The sequence below is a fragment of the Vibrio minamisatsumaniensis genome, from assembly GCF_050337445.1.
GTDB lineage: Bacteria > Pseudomonadota > Gammaproteobacteria > Enterobacterales > Vibrionaceae > Vibrio > Vibrio artabrorum.
The window spans coordinates 1-17317 of the sequence record NZ_JAKJSY010000038.1; the positions used below are offsets into that span (position 1 = coordinate 1).

The window sequence follows — 17317 nt, forward strand, 5'->3', positions numbered from 1 at the left end:
AATCTAACCCTAACCAATAAGTGCACCAGTTTAAATATGCAAAGACCCAATAAGTGCACCAGTATTACAAATTAGTGCACCAATAATCTAGCTAGATTATTGGTGCACTAATTTGTAATACTGGTGCACTTATTGGGTCTTTGCATATTTAAACTGGTGCACTTATTGGTTAGGGTTAGATTTAATTATCTGGTGCACTTAGTCGCTATTGCATTTATTACTAAACAATTCGCCTAAGTGCACTTAAGTTAAACCTAGGTTTTTAGCACCAGCATTGCACCGTTCGCCCTTTCTAAACAGAAACCAAAGTAAATCGCCAACGTTAACTATCTATGGGTACAGTTACGTGGATAACGGTTCCTATTCTGCTATCAATATTCGTAAGTATTTGTTTTTTATGGGGACTGAAAGCGGAAGTGGCGAAAACAAGGTAAATTAAAAATCGTTCTTTGATGTGATTTTCATCAAAAATAAGGTTGTCAGTTTTATTTTTAGTTGCTCTTTTTTCTTGATTGAATAATAATAATAAGCAACCAACAACACGCCAGGAGAGAAAATGAGCGTATCAACCTTAATGAGAGACTGCATCGGAGCTGCCAATAGCTGGAGCTCTAACCGTGCTAAAGCAGTGTTTGGTGATGACTCACCTGAGGCGCGAAAGATTCAGCGACGCTTCAAGATTAATGCAGCGGCTGCCTATGTAGGCGTATCGCGTCAGGCGATAGAGAAAGCAGAGAAAGAGGGGCGATTACCACCTGCAGATTACATCGACAGCAAAGGTGATAACCCTCGACCAATCCGTGCCGGCTACACGTTAGATCAAATTGAAATGATGCGAGAACACTTTGGCACCCAACCATACCGACCTGAGGATAGCGAGGCAGTGACGCTGGCAATCCCTGGTGGTAAAGGAGGCTGCTATAAGACAAGCACAGCGGTGAACTTCTCACAGTGGTGCTCACTACAAGGTTATCGAGTTCTGGTCATTGATATCGATCCACAAGCGCACCTGTCGATGTATTTCGGCTATCACCCTGAACTGAACACCTCAATAAATGACACTGTGATGCCATTCATGCTGGGTGATGAAGATGATCTGACCTACTGCGTGAAAAACACTGCATGGCCAAAGCTGGACATCATTCCTAGCCACCTACAAATGCAACGCCTAGAGCGAGAGCTACCGGAAGCTGATGTGCCATATCCAACGCACACGATGCTTCAGGCTGGCATTGCAACCATTGCGGACAACTATGACATCATCATCATTGACGGCCATCCAGACCTCGGTATGGGCACAATGAACATGATCTGCGCCTCTGATGTAACGCTAATTGCTACATCTACCGAGGTGAACGACATCAACTCGACAACACAGCTGATGGCTCTTATCGCGGACATCTACGACGAGAACTCGCCTCTTGAGACTACGCACGAGCCTGTTGTGCGTGTATTACCGACCAAGCTTGGCGGCGTAGGCTCATCAAGCCAGGCTAACGTGCGAGACATTATGAAAATCTGGCCGGGCTTACCGCTTACCAATGGCATTCGCGTGACGGATGAAGTTGGCAAAGGCCAGCGCCGTATGGCTTCAATTTACGAGCAAGCCGACGAACAGCGCTCAAGCCCAGCAGCATGGAAACGCGCTAATGACATATTCGAGGCAACGTTCACTGAGATGTTGGAAGAGTTAGTAAAACCATTTTGGAGTGATGAAGCATGAAAAACGATGTGGTAGTAGAAGCTCAAACTGCTTCTGTATCAGTGCAAGCAGCTGGTAAACGCCAGAAGAAGCAGCTGCAAAAACTGGAAGCTCAAGCAGCAGCTGGCAGCACTATGATTCACAAGGTGATGGGGAAAGAGGTTAAATTCAAGCTGGTGGAAGTGCCTGCAGACAAAATTGAACTCAGCACCATGGTTTACCTCGGCAATGAGCGCAACCAATTCCTGCTTGATGCTCATGCGGTTAGCGACCTAATTGCAACCTTTAAGGACCAAGGTCAACAGGTACCTGCTTTTGGGCGTGATGTATGCGGCCAGATAGAAATCGCTGATGGTAGCCGCCGTCGCTTTACAGCTCTAGAAACAAAGCAGCCTTTCTATGTTTGGGTGGGTGATCTTGATGAGCAGCAGATGCAGTTCCTGTCTGATGTTGGCAACCAGTACAAAGACACTTCTGCATGGGAGAAAGGTCTGCGCTATGAACGCATGCTAAAGAACGCCACACAAGAAGAAGTGGCAGAGGCGGTTGGCGTGAGCCGCAAGGCAATGATGCGCTGTGTGAATACAGCCCAACTGCCTAAGGCGTTTATTCGCAGCTTTACTTCACCAAACGAGCTCAGCGCACGCAAAGGCGAAGCACTTTACAAGGTATATAAAGCCCTGACTGAAGAAAAGCAGGAAGAGATCGTTAACTTCTGCGACTCATGGCTTATCCCTGAAAAGGGCAAGCACACCACCGAAGAAATCGTCGAACTGTTTATTACCAAGTGCGGTACTGCAGGTGAAAAGCCTGAACCAGTTAAGCCTCGCGAATTGGCTATGGGTGCCACTGTCGCACTGAAGAACGGCAACGCCACTATTAACATCCCGAAAGTTTCAGATGAATCGCTAAAAGCTATCGAAGACTTTATTTCGCAGACGCTATCGAAAGAAGCGCTGGATAACTGCTAAGACCGCTAGGAGAACACAATGGATTACTTAGACTTACAAATGCTTGCTGGTGCTGCCCTTGGTATGACTGAGGAACAAACGGAAGCAATCATCAACGACGATGAAAACTTTGACGACCCTCTACTTGAAAAGTTCGGAGTAGACCTGGAGCAGTTCGGTGAAATTGCAGAAGCTCTGCTGCCATTCACACCTACTTTACGATCTGAATTGACAGAAACCATTTACCACGCTTTTGTTCGCCAAATGGGCGGCGGTTCTTGCATGGCAATCGTGAAACAAAAAGCTAAAGAACAACCCGTTTTGGAGAAGTAATCATGGCAATTGGTCACAAAATTAACGAAGAAGAATTGGTGAGCCTTTTCGATCAATTTGTCGGTGAAGTTGTTCATGGGGAACTAGATGAAGAAGTGACTGAGTTTCTACACGAAACAGTCCGAGAAATGGCAAGTGGTCATCCTATCTACGTTTCAAAAGGAGACTTCACCAACCTGTTAAATGACTTCATCAGCATGTTCTATTTTGATGATGAGAAAGGAGGCTACCATTTCGAATTTGAAGGGATTGTCGCGCAAGGGCCAACAACATTGATAAATATCGACGCCTAAAAAAACAAAACCCCGGCTGCAACCGGGGTTCCAACACAACCAAAACCGCCAGGAGATGATCATGTCTAAAGAGGACTATAACAAAATTCGTAGTGCAACACTACAGGAACTGCCGCTATTACCAGCCCACTTGGTGATTGAATGGCTACAAGGCCAACACCAAGCCATAGGTGAAGCAGTCGCCAAAGCTTGCTACCAGCAATTAGCTCGAGCATAAACAAGAACGGCACCATTCAGTGGTGCCGTTAATGCTTTAGGGCTTCGGATAACTCATCCAGAAAACGAATGATCACCCTCTTCACTTTTAACGGGAACTGCCGGGCCATCGCCGCAACATCTTTTTCTGTCACGAACTCGTGCGAAAAAAGGGCAATGGATACGTCCATGTCCGACATATCGAGAACATTCAGATAGCTTCGGTAGTGACTAAGCTTCATATCAGAACGTCCATTCTCAATTCTCTGAATCGTACTCACACTGATGCCTGTCAATTCGGACATTTTATCCTGAGAAATCCCCTTATTTTCACGGTAACGCCTTAATACATAGATAATTGGGTCTGCTTTTTTCATATAACTACACGTCACTTTTGATAGGTATTTGCTGCTAACCCGTCACTATTGACGTGGTTATCATTAATCTGCTTATGTGATCAATTGCAACATTCTGTTTCTTGTTATTATGCCTACCAACAAACGTGCCATCAGAGCGCGACTATTAAAAACAACATCTTATGTGTAAAAACGGCACCCCTTGCGCATTCTTTAAAATGGGTATTCTTAAAGTGCAAATGCAAAATGCATAGATAAATAGTAGTTGGACTTAGGTTGTATGAAAAACATGGAAATAAAAAAACTGATTGGTGACTTAGAAATGATGGCTGCAGCAGCGGAGCCTGGTGTGGTGATAACAGAGGAAATGAGCTTAAGTTGTAGCATGACGCTACTAAAAGCAGTGAAAGAGCTTAGGAAGGTAACATTTGAAAGGGATGTTTCAAAGAAATCGAGTTTATAAATCAAAATTGCTATGACTGACCAGTCATGTGATTTTTGACCGACACCCTTGACCGTATATTGAGACAAGCCATAATAACCACATGTTTTAACGGAGGTTATTATGGCTTTAAAACCATGCAGAGAATGCAAAAAGGAAGTGGCTACTGATGCCACTGAGTGTCCACATTGTGGATGTAAAGGACCAGTAGCCAACTTTGAAGTGATATTCAAAGGGGTAGCAGTAATCGCAGTTGTGCTGGCGTTTGCTTACGCTTGGATCACCAACTAACTAGCACCGTGGTCACCAGAAAGACGCAGCTGCAAGCCCGACTCGCTGAGTGACCATTCCACCGACTTTAACCGCCACTTTCCATCTTCAACATCACCAAACCCATCTAGGTTAAGATGACCTTCAGCCACCAATGTCATCAATGAAGAACGAGCTGGCATAGTAATATCCAGTGTATCGCTCCCCGCTTTAACGCTTTTGGCTCTGGCCATCACTGCAGCTTTGGCTTCCTCATAATTCGGATACTTAAAGACAATGCGAAATTCGGGCTCACCTGTCCCAGTTGACACTTCCTTAATGTCTCCAGTCTCTAAATCATGGTATGTGGCCACAACTCGACGCACATCATTACGACTACTAAAACGGCACTGCCAAGTTGTCACCTGATGCGGTTGAATGGTTATGTTTTTAAGTGTATTTCCTGATGCTGATTTACCCTCACCCTCTTTTAAAAAGAGCCAGTAACCATTAGCTGGCTTGCTAACAGCGCCGTAACGCTTAGCCAGCCGTGTTAACAGGTTCATGTCACTTTCGCCAACCTGATCAATATGGATAATCTGAATGCTATCCAATTCACTGTTAACTCTCGGTACCAAGCCATGTTCAGACGCCACGGTTTTGACCACATCACCCAGAGTGACATCATCAAAACTTCGGGTTTTCTGAGTCTGCAGGCTTCCTGATTGCTTGCGGTTATCCATTGGAGCGGCGTTAGCTACAATCTGCACTCGTCTTGGTGGACCGCTGGAAGTCACCTCATCAACAACGTACTGCCCTTTATCAATCAATTCACCATTAAACCCCAAACCAAGGCGCAGAACGGCGCCTTTCTTCGGCGTTGCCACTGAATCAGGCAAACTGACGGTAATGGCTAGGCGATCCGATTCACTGCCTGCATTATCCGTTAAGGTTAAGCTGATCAGGTTTCGCTGAATAACAGCCGTGATGTCTTTTCCATCCGCTGAGAGGGAAAAATCTGGACGGTAATCTAATCCCATAAGCTAGATGACTCCTTAGCAACTGGTGTAGGTAGGTCTGGCAGCGCGATTTGAATACCGCTTGGAAGAACGGCACCACGGTCAGCAAGACCCGGGTTAGCTTTTAGCACCTCAGTCACTGCACTTTCCCGACCGTAATGACGCCAACAAATAGCATCAATCATATCCCCCTCACGGGTTCTGTAGATCGTCGCCATAAAATGATAACTCCAAAGTAAAAGACTGACGTCTTGGCAGGCCACCTTTGATGAATTTAGTATTGGTTTCACTCAAATCAGTCATAACCCAATACCCCATAACATCACCAAGACCGCTAACGAGCAATTGGGGCTTGTATTCATTCCCCATATCCGCCAGCTTTTCAATTTGATGGGTACCGACATCTCGAAACGTGGTCGCAATTTGCCCGTTAAGAGAAATCTTTACGGCCGCTTTGCCTGTGTACTGAAGAAGATCGGACTTACCAATCCGTGACTGTGAGTTCCAGCGCCACTGCCACGTTCTGACCAGTTCATTGTAAGCGGCGGAATCAATATTAAATTTGAAACCGCCAAGGGACAGCATAACTTGAGCCATTAGCCCGCCTCCGGTAGATCATAGAGCGCACTATCTTGATAACCGCCAAGCTGAGAATGAACAGCCTGAGCGACTTCTGCAGGGGATTGACCTGGTGCAGCATAAACTTTTATTTCACCAACGCTTTGGTGAACCGTATTACCTTTGCTGGCAGGGTATGAACCATTAATGGCGGCAACAGTTCGACCTTGCGAGGCTTCCTGCTGAATCTGGTGATAAGATTTAACTTGCTGTGCCGGGGAATCGCTATCCCAGAACTTCAAAGAATCCATCCAGCCGCTAACGGTATCCCAAATGCCTGAAATCTTGGCTAGACCAGCATCGAATATGCCTGTAATACCACCCCAAAGATCAGAAAAGAACCCGGTAAGCGGCTCCCAATTGTTAATAATCAGCCCCAAAGGAGACCAATCAAACAGTGTCTTGATGACATTGAACGTTGCTGGAAATTCGGTTTTAAACCAAGTCAGCTTTTCGCTAAACCAAGCCGTAACCGCATCCCAATTTTGATAAAGCTGGATGCCTGCGAAGATAAGAGCACTAACAGCTGCCACTGCTAAACCTATCGGGTTCGCAGCCATAACAGCATTAAAACCAGCCATACCGACTTTCATAGCTCCAAGGGCTTTCACCGCCTGATAGCCAGTCGCAACCATGCTGACTAAGCCTGTGGCTAATTTAACGGTAAGCAATGTGGCTAACGCAGTACCTACAACCTTCCAACCGCCAAACAACTGAACAACGGTGTTGACCATTGATCCAACGTTCCAAATAGCGACCGCAAAATCCTTAGCGCCATAGACCAACCCTTTTAAAGTGCTGACCACCTCTTCTTTGTTCTCTCGAACGTACTTACTAACCGATTGACCAAGGTTCTGAATATCCCCAGCCATCTCACCGCCAACAATGCCTGCAATTTCTTGCCAAGCAGAACTGATGGTCGTTTTCAGGTTTTTGAATGACTGCCCATAAGCTACCGCACCACTCGCACCTTCCTCGGTCAGCATGTTGAATTGACGTTGCTCGTCCAGCAGTTCGTTCAGGCTCTTGCCCGTATTGCGGATATAAGTGGTAACTTTGTTGCCTTCACCACCAAAAAGCATGTCAGCCAATGAAGCGGCTTGCTGCTTATCTGTTACGCCCTCAAGGCGTTTCATAATGAATTCAAACTGATCGGCAGCAGCCATGCCCTCCATCATTGACTCATTGATACCAAGAGCACCAAATACATCAGCAACGGATGATTGCTCACCCAAGGCTTTGAACTCACCAAATTTATTGCTGAGTTCTTCAATCATGTCACCAATGTGTTCACCATCAAGCCCAGCCTGCTGAGCCACGCCGCTCCAGGCATTGAAACGCTCAATGCTCATATCATAAGCTTTTGCCATGCCAACCATAGTGGCGGTGTTTTCATTGGTTACTGTCATTAAGCCAGTGATGGCGGTAGTAGTCGCCCAAATACCGCCAACTGCAGCAGCACCTGCCTTTGCAATTCCACCTAAACGCTTACCTAAGCCAGATGTTTCTTCAAAAGCCACTGCCTTTTCTCGGGCTTCATCCAGCTCATCACCCAACTGCTTATAACGCCGGGTTAATAAGCTAACATCAGCCCCTGCTAACTTAGATTTTTTGATTTCTTTTGTGAGCTTACTTTGCTCACGCTCGAGCTCTTTGACAGTTTTGGTTGCCTTTCCCATTGACTCATTGAATGCAGAGCCGATTTTTCCAAAGCTACCATCAACGGTGCCACCTAAGGTGACCACCGTTTTAAGATTTTGACTTACCATCAGACTTTTCCTTCTTCGGCAGCAGTTCAATGAACTCTGTGAAAGTGCTCATAGGCAAATCCAACAACTCAGAGAGCGACCAGCCTGTGTGGCTGGCCAACACGATTAACCCTCGTTGGATGTCTCGCTCTTCGAGTTCTTCTTGCGAAAACCCACGATGACTTTTTGCACCTCCGTGTAGTCTTCCATATCCAGTTCTTGAATAACGGCAGGATCAACTTCCGCTAAAAGCGACATTAGATGCACTTCTTTGTCGGCATCATTTTTGTTCTGTTTATCCGCGATCAATTGATCACGAACTTTAGGACGGCGGAGGTTAAGAACTTCAATTTTCTGACCGCCTAACTCTACTGGGTAGGCAAGTTTCACTTCTGTTTTTGCTACTGGGTATGTCATAACTTCAATCCAATAAAAAAGGCCGCATTAGCGGCCATAAATACGAATGCGACCACGGTCGCAGAGAATTAAGAAAGCTGCAGAATAGCTCGGATGCCCTCAAGGACATCAATGCCACCCAATTTACGAACGTGGTTAACCGGGTCCACTTCAATAAGAACCACGCCAGCACGGACAACCTTGTAATAGTCCAACTTCATGGTTACTTTCATGGCTTTATCACGCTGGCTTCCAGTATCCTGAGTATCTCGCTCAATCTTGGTGATCATGCCACCCAGTTCTTCAACTAGGTCATAACTACCACCTGAGAGATCGGTGTAAGTCGAGCGAACCGATACCGCAGTACGAGTGCCTTGACGCAAACCAAACAGAGGCAGAACCGTGACATCAACACCAAACAAAGAAAAACTGGCTTCCATACCAGCCATGCCTTCATCAACTGGGATAGGCATATCCATATCGCCAGCTTGAAAATCAGAGGTCAAAACCTCGAGAACGGGTGGCGTGTACTCTTTGGCATTACCGGCTTTGCCGATACCATCCACCCAAATAGCCCATCGGCTAAGTAAATTGTCACCTGCCATTAGCCAAACACCTCTTCCAGATAGTCATTGTTAAGTCGGCTGCGGAAAATAATGTGCTCAGCCGGATATGGAGGGCAGAAATCAAAGTCAAAATAGACAATGCCCTTTTGAATTGTTGCTGGCGTGTTTAGCTCTTTATCAGCCCAACACTCACCACCAAGGATGGCGCCTAGTGCTTTCAGTTCACGCAGATACGCATTCACACCTGCAATCACATCATCCACATAGGTTTTCGTGATGTTACGGTCAACCGCCCACATGTGAGCACGCTGCACGCTGTCATTGATAATGTCAGCCGTTCGGCGGGTCTGCTCAAATGTCCACTTAGGATCCACGCTACAGGTACGGTTACCCCAGTGACGGAAACCACCCTCACGGATCATGGTGCTGACTTTGTTTTCGTTCAGCATGTTAGCGGTAGTGTTAGGGTCACCAAGAGACCAATCAACCGCCTGAGAAGTGCCTACAATGCCGTAGATTTGTTGATTTGACTTAGACCACCAGAAACCTTTTTCAGCATCAATTCGAGCTCGTAACCCTGCCTGACGTGCCGATGATGGACGATCAATCTCTTTGGCAAGCTCAGTGTCAAACACTCGCACCCATGGCCATTCTACTTCTACACGTTCGCCAAACTGGCGGGCGCGTTTCATAGCATCGGTGTAGCTTGCTGTACGCTCACAATCAAGATAAGTCACTGCACGAAGACGTTTTGCTTTCGCTTCAAGTTCGGAAGCCACTGCATCCAATTGGCTGAACTCTGGAGCAACCAAGATACGTGGTGTGTAACCTGTCTCTGTCTGGCTATCAAGAAAGCCCTGCATAGCCTTAATGATGTTCGCCTGAGTTGTGGCATCATCCGCACCTTCTTCAGCGCGAACTACGATAACTAATGCACCTGTCTGGTCAAAGATGTCATCAATAGCCGCTGGCAGCGTGCCTTCCAACCCAAGACCTTCAGCACGCTTACGACTACCCGCTACGGCTACTGGTTTGTAAAGTGGGAAAGGCTCATTCTCACCACCATCTAAATAAGTGCGTGTAGCCGGTGCAACATCACCGGTACCATCACCAAGAACGGCAACACTTACCAAAGCAGTTGCTTCAGCTTTCGCTTCAACGGCGGCTTTAACTTCCGTGGCTGTACTGGTAATCGCCTTGTCAGTATCCGTAGCCAGAGAGATTTTGATTTTGCTACCATCAACCGTGACTTCTAATACAGCATCAGCTGCTAATGGGTTCACCACCTCAACACTAATGGCGTCACCTTCCGTTCCTGCAGTCTTAGCTGTAAACACCAAGCCATCATTAAGAACTTCACTGCCTAACTGCAGCACAGACTTAACTGCAGATGCTGCAGCTGGCGCGGTACCAACCAAGCCAATCACGGCGGATTTTACTGTCTGAATGGGGCGTGAACCGTCATCAATTTCGATAACTTCAACCCCGTGGAGAAATTGCGTCATAGCTAATTCCTGTTAGTCGGGTAATAAAAAACCCCGCACTAAGGCGGGGCTGTGGATTGGATATAAAAAATCCCGTACTAAGACGGGATTTATTTGGCTAGGCCGGATAAAATTGGGCGCTCCCCAAAAGGGAATGTTTCTGAGTCTGGGTAATCACTTAACACTTTTCTATCATTTAAAAGACGTAAAAAATCATCATGTGATTTTATAGGCGATGTTCTTAACTCTTCTGGATAGCCTTGGTCTTTTTCATATTGATCGATTCTAGATAAAACTTTATCTAGCATTGAATCACGCCATGCTCTTTCTTCTAGCTGTTTATTCGCTATTTGTTTTTCCTTCAGAGCTTCTTCATATGCCAGCTCTAAATCTTCCTTTGATGGTTCAGGCTCACTTCGGTTCCAACGAACTATTCTTGCTTCTTTGCCATCACTCGTTATTTTCCAATCACCACCATCACCATAGACATCAGGTAAAACGGCATCTGGGAATAAATGCAACAATGCTGTTTGTAAACAAATCATTCACTATTTCCCTTTATAAATTAACTGGAAGAAATTGTGGTCATCATCATCAAAAGTATTTTGATTAATCTGACCTGTCGTAAATAGGTACAAACCTAGCGTATCGCCAACCATTAAATATACTTTGGCACTCACACCAATAGCATTTAGTCCACTGCCAGCTCCGCCCGCACCAGACCTTGAGTTTCCGTCTAAAACTCCATTGACTAAAGCGTGAATATAAACCGTTGGGGAGCCAGATACTGGTGTATAGTGAACCAAGCCCCTAACGTCGTACCACCCTTCTTTTTTAGCTCTAAAAAGATTTGAAGCAGGTTCGAATATGTTGGTCGGGTTATGCTTAACACTATTCCATGTAAGTTGAACGGGGCTACCCGCTGGAAGCAATACATTTACATTTCTAGTAACTTCATGTACTACATTTCTTTTTTCAAAAGCTCTCCATAGTTGGGGCAACTTTACGTGTTTAAGTTCAACTGAATTTGAATCTATATCCTGATCAGTCGCTGCATTATCTTTCCTCTCTAATTCAGCATCTTTTTTATCAACATACTCACGGGTAGCTAAAACAATTGAAGGATCAATTTTTAGTTCTACTGAAGACGATGAACTAACCTGAAGAACAATGCGCACAGTCTGCGTTCGGCCTGAGCCCTCTTCAAGAATCGGCTTATAGGTTTCTGGAAAGTTACCAACTGCAATTAAGTCACCATCAACGTCATAAATACCAACTTCTCGAATCGTCCAACCACCCACATTTTCTGGAATAATCTGCTCACAGATAATCCAGTTCGGGTTATTGGGGTCGATTTCTACTGCATTTAGTGGTTCGCGGCGAACTTCATTAATCAAAGCCGTTTGGTTCTGGTCTGGCGTAGGCAGAACACCATTACCATCACCTACGGCTAATTTTTCAAATTGGACGGTCTGGCCCAAAGCGGTAGCGTTAGCCAGTTTGGCTTCGCCTACCTTAGTTAAAATGGTAAAGAACTTGCTCATAATGCCCTTCTTTATTGCGGGTAAACGCTAACGCTGTCTATGGTGTGATCACGTCCGGCATGATAAAGCACACCTGTTACGCTTACTGTTCCTGGTTCGTACGGGTAAACGGTCGTTAAATCACCGCAATAGGTACCCGCGCCAAAATACATCTGGCCACGGCTTTCAGCGTAGATGGCCAAGCCAATCAAATGACTTCGGAGAGGTTTGGCGTCATAGATAAGATCAACCATTTGGTCATACATCTCATCTGTGATGCCTTTATCTAGAACACCCACAACCAGCTCAAATGTGTGCGGGTCGCCTTTGGGTGTCTTCTCCCACCACTCAATGACATCTATCAAAAAACCCAGTGGCTCTACCACACGGCGAATGGCTGCAATCGTGCCCTTGTGTTTGTGAACAAAAAACGCCGCATCAATAGCGGCGCGTTTCTCTTGTTCTGTCCATGCTGTATCCCATCGGTCAACAGAAAAGCTCTGCGCTAGGTAAGGCAAAAAAGCTGATGGACACTTCGCAGGATCCCAAAGGTCACGAATGGTTACTGGCAATGATGGTGTAATGGCATCAGCAATAGCTATTTCAGCCTTGCTGGCGTTGGGTGGCAGTAGGTTTTTATTCATCCTCGCCCCCATACTCCACTTTAATAGCAGTGCAATAACCCGCTTGTTCTTTGGTTATCACAATGTCATTCAGCGGCTTGTTAAGCACCACGTTCTGAACGCCTGCAACATGCAAAGCAGCATCAATGGCACTTTTACGAATGTTTCGACCAAGGCGGAACTGCTCTGTGGTGTAGGCTTCAATTCTGGCTCTGGCTTCAGCTAAAACAGGTTCATACTCTGGCCCTGCAGCCAAGAACAGCGTGGCGTCAATTTCATAATTAACGATATTGGCAGACTGGACAGAAAGCTCATCTGTTAATGGTCGAATGTCTTCAGCACTTAGAGCTTCAGTAACCGCATCAAGAATGCTTTGCTCTGCACGCCCATCACCTTCACGAGAAAGTATTGTGACAAGTACATTGCCCGGGGTTTTACTGATAGCTGTAACATCAGCCACCAAAGGGTGAGCCGATAGAGCGTGAAACTTATAGGCGTTGACAGGGCCAGCAACAGACATACCTTCTAACGCTAACTGAATCCGGCGACGATAATCAGCATCAGGCTCCATAACCGCTGGCGTTGGTGGTACCGTTGAATCATCTTCTGGGGTAATTTCCTGACGTGGAACATTGAACCTAGCCCCTGCTTGGTCAAGGTCATTTTTCTGAGCGTAAGCTAGGAGAACGGCCAGCGCCGCTTCGTTCACTCGTTGCCGATCAAGAACCCTGAAATAAGCTGCAACTTCCAGAACCTTATAAACAGGATCTGATTCAGTCATGGCGGTAAATGTCGGGTCATTAGCAATTAGCTTGTCCCGCATTTCTGCAAATATTTGCTCATAGTCCAAGACTTCAAGAAGGTCTGGAGGTGGCAGTTGAGATAAATCTTGAACACTCATTTAATTTCAATCCCCTCCAAGGTAATAGGCTCACCATTGGGCTTATAAACTCCTTCAATGGAAATCTGTACTGAACCAGGTGAAGCTGCATCAACCAGCACCCTGTTCACGCTGATGCGTGGCTCCCACTTTTTTAATGCCTCGGCAGTAGCAGCAATAATGTCAGCCACATTTTCCGGTGCAGTAGGGTTATCGATCAGTTCAAATAATCGGCTTCCATAATCTCTTCGCATGACTCTGGAGCCTAAAGGCGTGGTTAGAATGTCACGCACTGACTGCTTCAAATGGTCAATGCCTTCTACCGCTTTGCCTGTCTGTGCGTTCATTCCTTTCATGCTATTGCTTCTGGTTAGGTTTCTTGGTGGTTACTTGCGTTTCAGCATGATCATGGTTGTTGTAAATGCCACGGTCATCTGCCATTGAGCGCGTTTTATCGGTAATGTCAGCATCTGATTTGATATTTCCAGTCGTATGCTGCTTACCGTCATGCTCGATGTCTGCCTTAATAAAGAAGGTTTTACAGTTGAGTTCTGCATCACCATCACTGCCAATTGTGATGGTTAACTTATGGCTGGCTCGGTTGTATTTAATTTCAGTACCGTCTGAGTATTTGCTGACATGCTCATCCGGTGAAGTGCTAGGAACTGGACTGGATGAATCTGCTATTGCGGGAACAACCACACCTGCAGATAACTCTCCTGACTCGGATAAGATCAGAACTTGCTCACCAATAGCCAAAGGCTCCCAATCTTGGCGGTGCTTATTGGAAGCTCTGCCAGAAATCCAAGGAAGCCAACCAGTGACAACAGGCTTACCGTCTTTATCTTTGGCATACTCAACACGCACCCTTGGTGGACTCTGTGAAAAGTCTGTGCTGTGAATTTTTCCACGCTTAATCATGTCGGCTATACGTCTTTGCAGGTCACGAACGATATAATTCAAATCACTCATCCGGTACCACCTGCTCATACTTGTCTTGGTTCTTGTCACCAAGATCAGGTGAATAACCAACATGCACTGTTGTTGGTGTTAACCCTTCAGGCGTGAACGCATCAACGCCTACTTCAACCGTCTGGTTGAATCGAATAGACCAAACAGCGTAGTCATCCAGTTCTGGATTAAAAGCATCAGGTTCTGCACTGACAAACACGGCAGGTTCTATTGGCATTCCGAAACGGGCTTCTTCCACTTTCAAACCGATGGCCATGGCAGCATTGCGCACTTCAAGCTGATATTGCGCATCCGCCATACCGAGCACGGCAAGGATTTCACAGTTTAATGTAACCGCCATCTGCCCGTTCATTGGCTGAGTTTCAGCTCGCTCCCAGTCCATCACAGCAAAGAACGCACAAGGAGTTAAAAGCTCGGTCTGGGTTTCTGGGTAGTAATCTACAGACTGAATCCACGGTAGCTGCTCTATGAGCCATTGCTTAACTTTCTCGTGGTAGTCGGTTAAATGGATACCGTCACTCATCGTTGTGCAATCCGCCCTTTGAGGTCTGTAATAAAGTGTTTAAGAAAGATGTCTGGAATCTGGTCGAAAATCTCATCTTCGATTTTTACGTGAATAGCGTCATTTATCGGCACCGTTTCTTCCTTTACCGGATAACGGGCCTTGCCCTTGCGAGTGAATATGGATTTTCTTTTCCCTATCCTCGCCACAAAAGAATCTGGGTACATCTGATGGTTAAGCGATGAAGATGCTGGTTTAAACTCAGCACCGTTTGGTGACTTCTTCGTACCAATTCGCTTAACCCTGCCTTTGAGCTTACTTATTGGCATATCATTCAAGCCAAACCATAACTTCAACTCATCAAGGGCCTTGCCACTTTTCTTTAATCGAAACTTTTGAAGTCGATTTCGGATTGCCTTTAGATTTCTGGCTTGCAGTTCATCTCTGAGTAAACGACGACCTAACATATTCAATGTCACCGCCGTCCGTGAAAGCGCCCGATTGTATGCTTGGCGGAACTCTTTATCTGTTCCACCAAGCATCAACTTCACCGCTTCCAGCTCTTCGAGATCAATATCGAATAGAAGGTTTTGTTGATTTGTCGCCATTGAACTCACCCAACGGTAGTTTTATGAGACCTGATCCATCCGGCTCTGGGTTCTTCACCTGGTAAGTTTTGTCTGTTCCGTCTGAGAACTTCAGAGTAACTAGCGTTCTACGTGATATTCCCGTTGCATTGTGACTTTGAAGAAATAGCTCGTTATCTCTGTCTGAGACTTGGCCTCCACCAGTTAAAGAGCTGATAGCCGCAGGATTATCAAAAATACCTGGCACAGGATCTTCTCGCCCCTCAACCGTAACGGTCACATTGGCAAAGGTTTCAAATATAATGTTGTCAGCTTCATTCAAAGCCGCATCAAAATCAAACCCCATCATCCTTATACACCCCTAAGTTTTCAGCCACGATTGAACGAGCTCGCTCTTCAGGGATCGTATAAGTCTTTTCGCCCTGCAGCACCAGCTTCTTATCACCTAAGGTGATTTCAATATTTACGCCTTTGTTGATTTGGATTTGGCGTGTTTCACCTGCGGGTTTTGCTTGCGTTTCCGCTTGCTGTGGTTCTGACTCTTGAGCTTGCTGGTCTTGCTCTTCCGTTGTTTCAGTAGATGACTGACCCGAGGTATTTTCATCATCTTCATCAGGCAGTAGCGACTCCAATCGAGCGATTTCTTTTTCGAGCTCTGCATTGGTTTGTTCACGGTTGGCTTTGACATAATCTACCCCAGCCTTATCCAATTCAGCTTCTAAAGCATCCAGCTGAGCATTGATTTCGGTTTTATTCACTTTTGTATCTCCATGGTGATTGCGACCATGGTCGCAATCACTATCAGGCTATGAATTAAATGCGTGCGTAACACGCCTCATCTGCGTCCAACATTACTGGAACAGGAGCAGATTGAGTCTGCAGCCATTCAGCACTTGGGTTCTTAGTGAACCAGTTTGATGGGTAACGAGTGGCTTCTACGATTCCCATAGCATTGGCTTCAACATCTTGAATCGCACCGTAAGCGAAGTAGATTTCCACATCAGAAGACGTGACCATTACACCATTATCATCGATGTAAAGTTGATCAGTGCCTGCATCATCTTCATACGCGCCCGTATAAACAAAGAAGTCGAACTCACCGATTGAGCCTACCCACTTAAAGTTGGCATTGTTCAATGCGGCTGTTTCTGCTTGGGAACGTGAACCACGGCGAGTATCCAGTGCATCTTTCACACATTTGAAAGAACGGAACAAACGCCAAGCAGCTCGACCCATGTAGACTTCATTCGCCACCAAGTTGCAACGAGAGGCCCAGTCTTCGATGTCTTCCATTGGCTTTTCACTGGTTGCCTTATCAAGTGCGCTCCACTTATCAGCACCAGATAAGGTAACGTTGTTTTCAGGGCTTCGACCGTAATCAATATGAATAGGATCAAAGCTCTCACCTTCCAGTGTGACACCACCAGTTTTAAGCACTTCACAAAGCATCCACTCTTCACGGCGATCAATGCTTTCATACTGCTCATTCAATAAGTCAGCACGGATAGCATTCAAGCGCTGAGCTGGTGAAAGCTCACCCATAAGGGCTTCACCTGGTTGACGCTTCAAAAGGCGATCAGAAGTAACCGTGTCAGTTGGTTTCACATAAGCTGGCTCGACCGAAGTCATCACGCCGCCTTTTTGCTTTTGCGGTTTGCCAGATATCATTGGTGAAACTAGCGGGGCCAGCTTTCGACCTTTTTTAATTTTGTCGAATGCAATGGCTTTGGTTGGGAAAGTAATTTCGCCTTTAACCAGTCGCTTGCGAAGCGCTGGAATGTATTGAGGCGGCATTTGCTGCTTGAGTGCAATCAGCACTGCAGTAGTTAAAGCTGTTAATTTCATGGATACTCCAGAAACGAAAAAAGAGCCGATAGGG

Annotated in this window: 25 protein-coding genes; 6 read left to right on the forward strand and 19 right to left on the reverse strand. The window is 46.0% G+C overall.

What is annotated here, in order from left to right:
• Nucleotides 1–556 precede the first annotated feature (556 nt).
• The 5 genes from L4B77_RS10045 (at nucleotide 557) to L4B77_RS10065 (ending at nucleotide 3495) form a co-directional block, all read left to right on the forward strand.
• A complete protein-coding gene (locus L4B77_RS10045) occupies nucleotides 557–1723 on the forward strand; it encodes an AAA family ATPase (RefSeq protein ID WP_337167591.1) in 1167 nt (388 codons plus the stop codon).
• Nucleotides 1720–2673: a ParB/RepB/Spo0J family partition protein gene (locus L4B77_RS10050; RefSeq protein ID WP_429750202.1), complete on the forward strand. Its 954-nt coding sequence runs from the start codon at nucleotides 1720–1722 to the stop codon at nucleotides 2671–2673. Before L4B77_RS10045 ends, L4B77_RS10050 begins: the two co-directional genes overlap by 4 nt.
• Before the next feature lie 18 nt (nucleotides 2674–2691).
• Nucleotides 2692–2985: a hypothetical protein gene (locus L4B77_RS10055; RefSeq protein ID WP_429750204.1), complete on the forward strand. Its 294-nt coding sequence runs from the start codon at nucleotides 2692–2694 to the stop codon at nucleotides 2983–2985.
• 2 nt (nucleotides 2986–2987) lie between these two features.
• Nucleotides 2988–3278, forward strand: a complete 291-nt coding sequence (locus L4B77_RS10060) for a hypothetical protein (protein WP_429750206.1) — start codon at nucleotides 2988–2990, stop codon at nucleotides 3276–3278.
• A gap of 61 nt (nucleotides 3279–3339) precedes the next feature.
• Complete coding sequence (locus L4B77_RS10065; RefSeq protein WP_256416427.1) at nucleotides 3340–3495, forward strand: hypothetical protein; 156 nt, start codon at nucleotides 3340–3342, stop codon at nucleotides 3493–3495.
• A gap of 28 nt (nucleotides 3496–3523) precedes the next feature.
• On the opposite strand, the gene L4B77_RS10070 is transcribed toward L4B77_RS10065, so the two are convergent.
• A complete protein-coding gene (locus L4B77_RS10070) occupies nucleotides 3524–3850 on the reverse strand; it encodes a helix-turn-helix domain-containing protein (RefSeq protein WP_429750208.1) in 327 nt (108 codons plus the stop codon).
• A 259-nt stretch (nucleotides 3851–4109) separates the two neighbouring features.
• Between L4B77_RS10070 and L4B77_RS10075 the strand changes: the two genes are divergently transcribed.
• On the forward strand, nucleotides 4110–4292 hold the full coding sequence (locus L4B77_RS10075; RefSeq protein WP_429750210.1) for a hypothetical protein: 183 nt from the start codon (nucleotides 4110–4112) through the stop codon (nucleotides 4290–4292).
• Between the two features lie 266 nt (nucleotides 4293–4558).
• Here L4B77_RS10075 and L4B77_RS10080 read toward each other — a convergent pair whose 3' ends face one another.
• The 18 genes from L4B77_RS10080 to L4B77_RS10165 form a co-directional block, all read right to left on the reverse strand.
• Nucleotides 4559–5560 (reverse strand): contractile injection system protein, VgrG/Pvc8 family, encoded by a 1002-nt coding sequence (locus L4B77_RS10080; RefSeq protein ID WP_429750212.1) that lies wholly within the window; start codon nucleotides 5558–5560, stop codon nucleotides 4559–4561.
• A complete protein-coding gene (locus L4B77_RS10085; protein ID WP_429750214.1) occupies nucleotides 5551–5757 on the reverse strand; it encodes a tail protein X in 207 nt (68 codons plus the stop codon). The genes L4B77_RS10080 and L4B77_RS10085 overlap by 10 nt, the downstream gene beginning before the upstream one ends.
• Entirely contained in the window at nucleotides 5732–6136 is a 405-nt protein-coding gene (locus L4B77_RS10090) for a phage tail protein (protein ID WP_429750216.1), read from the reverse strand. Before L4B77_RS10090 ends, L4B77_RS10085 begins: the two co-directional genes overlap by 26 nt.
• The gene (locus tag L4B77_RS10095; protein WP_429750218.1) at nucleotides 6136–7926 is read right to left on the reverse strand and encodes a phage tail protein; all 1791 of its coding nucleotides are present in this window, start codon (nucleotides 7924–7926) and stop codon (nucleotides 6136–6138) included. The genes L4B77_RS10090 and L4B77_RS10095 overlap by 1 nt, the downstream gene beginning before the upstream one ends.
• Before the next feature lie 105 nt (nucleotides 7927–8031).
• A complete protein-coding gene (locus L4B77_RS10100) occupies nucleotides 8032–8322 on the reverse strand; it encodes a phage tail assembly protein (RefSeq protein ID WP_172562477.1) in 291 nt (96 codons plus the stop codon).
• 68 nt (nucleotides 8323–8390) lie between these two features.
• Entirely contained in the window at nucleotides 8391–8906 is a 516-nt protein-coding gene (locus L4B77_RS10105; protein WP_265572412.1) for a phage major tail tube protein, read from the reverse strand.
• Nucleotides 8906–10372 carry a phage tail sheath C-terminal domain-containing protein gene (locus L4B77_RS10110; protein WP_429750221.1) on the reverse strand — a complete coding sequence of 489 codons (1467 nt, stop codon included), beginning with the start codon at nucleotides 10370–10372 and terminating at the stop codon, nucleotides 8906–8908. The genes L4B77_RS10105 and L4B77_RS10110 overlap by 1 nt, the downstream gene beginning before the upstream one ends.
• A gap of 89 nt (nucleotides 10373–10461) precedes the next feature.
• Entirely contained in the window at nucleotides 10462–10896 is a 435-nt protein-coding gene (locus tag L4B77_RS10115; protein ID WP_429750223.1) for an XkdW family protein, read from the reverse strand.
• A 3-nt stretch (nucleotides 10897–10899) separates the two neighbouring features.
• Complete coding sequence (locus L4B77_RS10120; protein WP_429750225.1) at nucleotides 10900–11895, reverse strand: phage tail protein; 996 nt, start codon at nucleotides 11893–11895, stop codon at nucleotides 10900–10902.
• A gap of 11 nt (nucleotides 11896–11906) precedes the next feature.
• Entirely contained in the window at nucleotides 11907–12518 is a 612-nt protein-coding gene (locus L4B77_RS10125) for a phage tail protein I (protein WP_429750227.1), read from the reverse strand.
• On the reverse strand, nucleotides 12511–13398 hold the full coding sequence (locus L4B77_RS10130) for a baseplate assembly protein (RefSeq protein ID WP_429750229.1): 888 nt from the start codon (nucleotides 13396–13398) through the stop codon (nucleotides 12511–12513). The genes L4B77_RS10125 and L4B77_RS10130 overlap by 8 nt, the downstream gene beginning before the upstream one ends.
• Entirely contained in the window at nucleotides 13395–13733 is a 339-nt protein-coding gene (locus L4B77_RS10135) for a GPW/gp25 family protein (RefSeq protein WP_429750231.1), read from the reverse strand. Before L4B77_RS10135 ends, L4B77_RS10130 begins: the two co-directional genes overlap by 4 nt.
• 1 nt (nucleotide 13734) lies before the next feature.
• Complete coding sequence (locus L4B77_RS10140; RefSeq protein WP_429750233.1) at nucleotides 13735–14349, reverse strand: phage baseplate assembly protein V; 615 nt, start codon at nucleotides 14347–14349, stop codon at nucleotides 13735–13737.
• Entirely contained in the window at nucleotides 14342–14872 is a 531-nt protein-coding gene (locus tag L4B77_RS10145) for a hypothetical protein (protein WP_429750235.1), read from the reverse strand. The genes L4B77_RS10140 and L4B77_RS10145 overlap by 8 nt, the downstream gene beginning before the upstream one ends.
• Nucleotides 14869–15459 carry a hypothetical protein gene (locus L4B77_RS10150; RefSeq protein WP_172562488.1) on the reverse strand — a complete coding sequence of 197 codons (591 nt, stop codon included), beginning with the start codon at nucleotides 15457–15459 and terminating at the stop codon, nucleotides 14869–14871. Before L4B77_RS10150 ends, L4B77_RS10145 begins: the two co-directional genes overlap by 4 nt.
• Complete coding sequence (locus tag L4B77_RS10155) at nucleotides 15422–15787, reverse strand: head-tail joining protein (protein ID WP_429750237.1); 366 nt, start codon at nucleotides 15785–15787, stop codon at nucleotides 15422–15424. The genes L4B77_RS10150 and L4B77_RS10155 overlap by 38 nt, the downstream gene beginning before the upstream one ends.
• A complete protein-coding gene (locus L4B77_RS10160) occupies nucleotides 15774–16196 on the reverse strand; it encodes a hypothetical protein (RefSeq protein WP_172562490.1) in 423 nt (140 codons plus the stop codon). The genes L4B77_RS10155 and L4B77_RS10160 overlap by 14 nt, the downstream gene beginning before the upstream one ends.
• A 55-nt stretch (nucleotides 16197–16251) precedes the next feature.
• Nucleotides 16252–17283: a major capsid protein gene (locus L4B77_RS10165; protein WP_429750239.1), complete on the reverse strand. Its 1032-nt coding sequence runs from the start codon at nucleotides 17281–17283 to the stop codon at nucleotides 16252–16254.
• Nucleotides 17284–17317: the final 34 nt, after the last annotated feature.

Excerpts from the sequence above, each read along its gene's own strand:
- L4B77_RS10120 (WP_429750225.1), bottom strand. The coding sequence starts at position 11,895 with ATGAGCAAGTTCTTTACCATTTTAACTAAGGTAGGCGAAGCCAAACTG.
- L4B77_RS10125 (WP_429750227.1), bottom strand. The coding sequence starts at position 12,518 with ATGAATAAAAACCTACTGCCACCCAACGCCAGCAAGGCTGAAATAGCT.
- L4B77_RS10145 (WP_429750235.1), bottom strand. The coding sequence starts at position 14,872 with ATGAGTGACGGTATCCATTTAACCGACTACCACGAGAAAGTTAAGCAA.
- L4B77_RS10075 (WP_429750210.1), top strand. The coding sequence starts at position 4,110 with ATGAAAAACATGGAAATAAAAAAACTGATTGGTGACTTAGAAATGATG.
- L4B77_RS10065 (WP_256416427.1), top strand. The coding sequence starts at position 3,340 with ATGTCTAAAGAGGACTATAACAAAATTCGTAGTGCAACACTACAGGAA.
- L4B77_RS10165 (WP_429750239.1), bottom strand. The coding sequence starts at position 17,283 with ATGAAATTAACAGCTTTAACTACTGCAGTGCTGATTGCACTCAAGCAG.
- L4B77_RS10070 (WP_429750208.1), bottom strand. The coding sequence starts at position 3,850 with ATGAAAAAAGCAGACCCAATTATCTATGTATTAAGGCGTTACCGTGAA.
- L4B77_RS10110 (WP_429750221.1), bottom strand. The coding sequence starts at position 10,372 with ATGACGCAATTTCTCCACGGGGTTGAAGTTATCGAAATTGATGACGGT.
- L4B77_RS10045 (WP_337167591.1), top strand. The coding sequence starts at position 557 with ATGAGCGTATCAACCTTAATGAGAGACTGCATCGGAGCTGCCAATAGC.
- L4B77_RS10085 (WP_429750214.1), bottom strand. The coding sequence starts at position 5,757 with ATGGCGACGATCTACAGAACCCGTGAGGGGGATATGATTGATGCTATT.
- L4B77_RS10090 (WP_429750216.1), bottom strand. The coding sequence starts at position 6,136 with ATGGCTCAAGTTATGCTGTCCCTTGGCGGTTTCAAATTTAATATTGAT.
- L4B77_RS10050 (WP_429750202.1), top strand. The coding sequence starts at position 1,720 with ATGAAAAACGATGTGGTAGTAGAAGCTCAAACTGCTTCTGTATCAGTG.
- L4B77_RS10150 (WP_172562488.1), bottom strand. The coding sequence starts at position 15,459 with ATGGCGACAAATCAACAAAACCTTCTATTCGATATTGATCTCGAAGAG.
- L4B77_RS10080 (WP_429750212.1), bottom strand. The coding sequence starts at position 5,560 with ATGGGATTAGATTACCGTCCAGATTTTTCCCTCTCAGCGGATGGAAAA.
- L4B77_RS10105 (WP_265572412.1), bottom strand. The coding sequence starts at position 8,906 with ATGGCAGGTGACAATTTACTTAGCCGATGGGCTATTTGGGTGGATGGT.
- L4B77_RS10095 (WP_429750218.1), bottom strand. The coding sequence starts at position 7,926 with ATGGTAAGTCAAAATCTTAAAACGGTGGTCACCTTAGGTGGCACCGTT.
- L4B77_RS10135 (WP_429750231.1), bottom strand. The coding sequence starts at position 13,733 with ATGAAAGGAATGAACGCACAGACAGGCAAAGCGGTAGAAGGCATTGAC.
- L4B77_RS10130 (WP_429750229.1), bottom strand. The coding sequence starts at position 13,398 with ATGAGTGTTCAAGATTTATCTCAACTGCCACCTCCAGACCTTCTTGAA.
- L4B77_RS10055 (WP_429750204.1), top strand. The coding sequence starts at position 2,692 with ATGGATTACTTAGACTTACAAATGCTTGCTGGTGCTGCCCTTGGTATG.
- L4B77_RS10115 (WP_429750223.1), bottom strand. The coding sequence starts at position 10,896 with ATGATTTGTTTACAAACAGCATTGTTGCATTTATTCCCAGATGCCGTT.
- L4B77_RS10100 (WP_172562477.1), bottom strand. The coding sequence starts at position 8,322 with ATGACATACCCAGTAGCAAAAACAGAAGTGAAACTTGCCTACCCAGTA.
- L4B77_RS10155 (WP_429750237.1), bottom strand. The coding sequence starts at position 15,787 with ATGATGGGGTTTGATTTTGATGCGGCTTTGAATGAAGCTGACAACATT.
- L4B77_RS10060 (WP_429750206.1), top strand. The coding sequence starts at position 2,988 with ATGGCAATTGGTCACAAAATTAACGAAGAAGAATTGGTGAGCCTTTTC.
- L4B77_RS10140 (WP_429750233.1), bottom strand. The coding sequence starts at position 14,349 with ATGAGTGATTTGAATTATATCGTTCGTGACCTGCAAAGACGTATAGCC.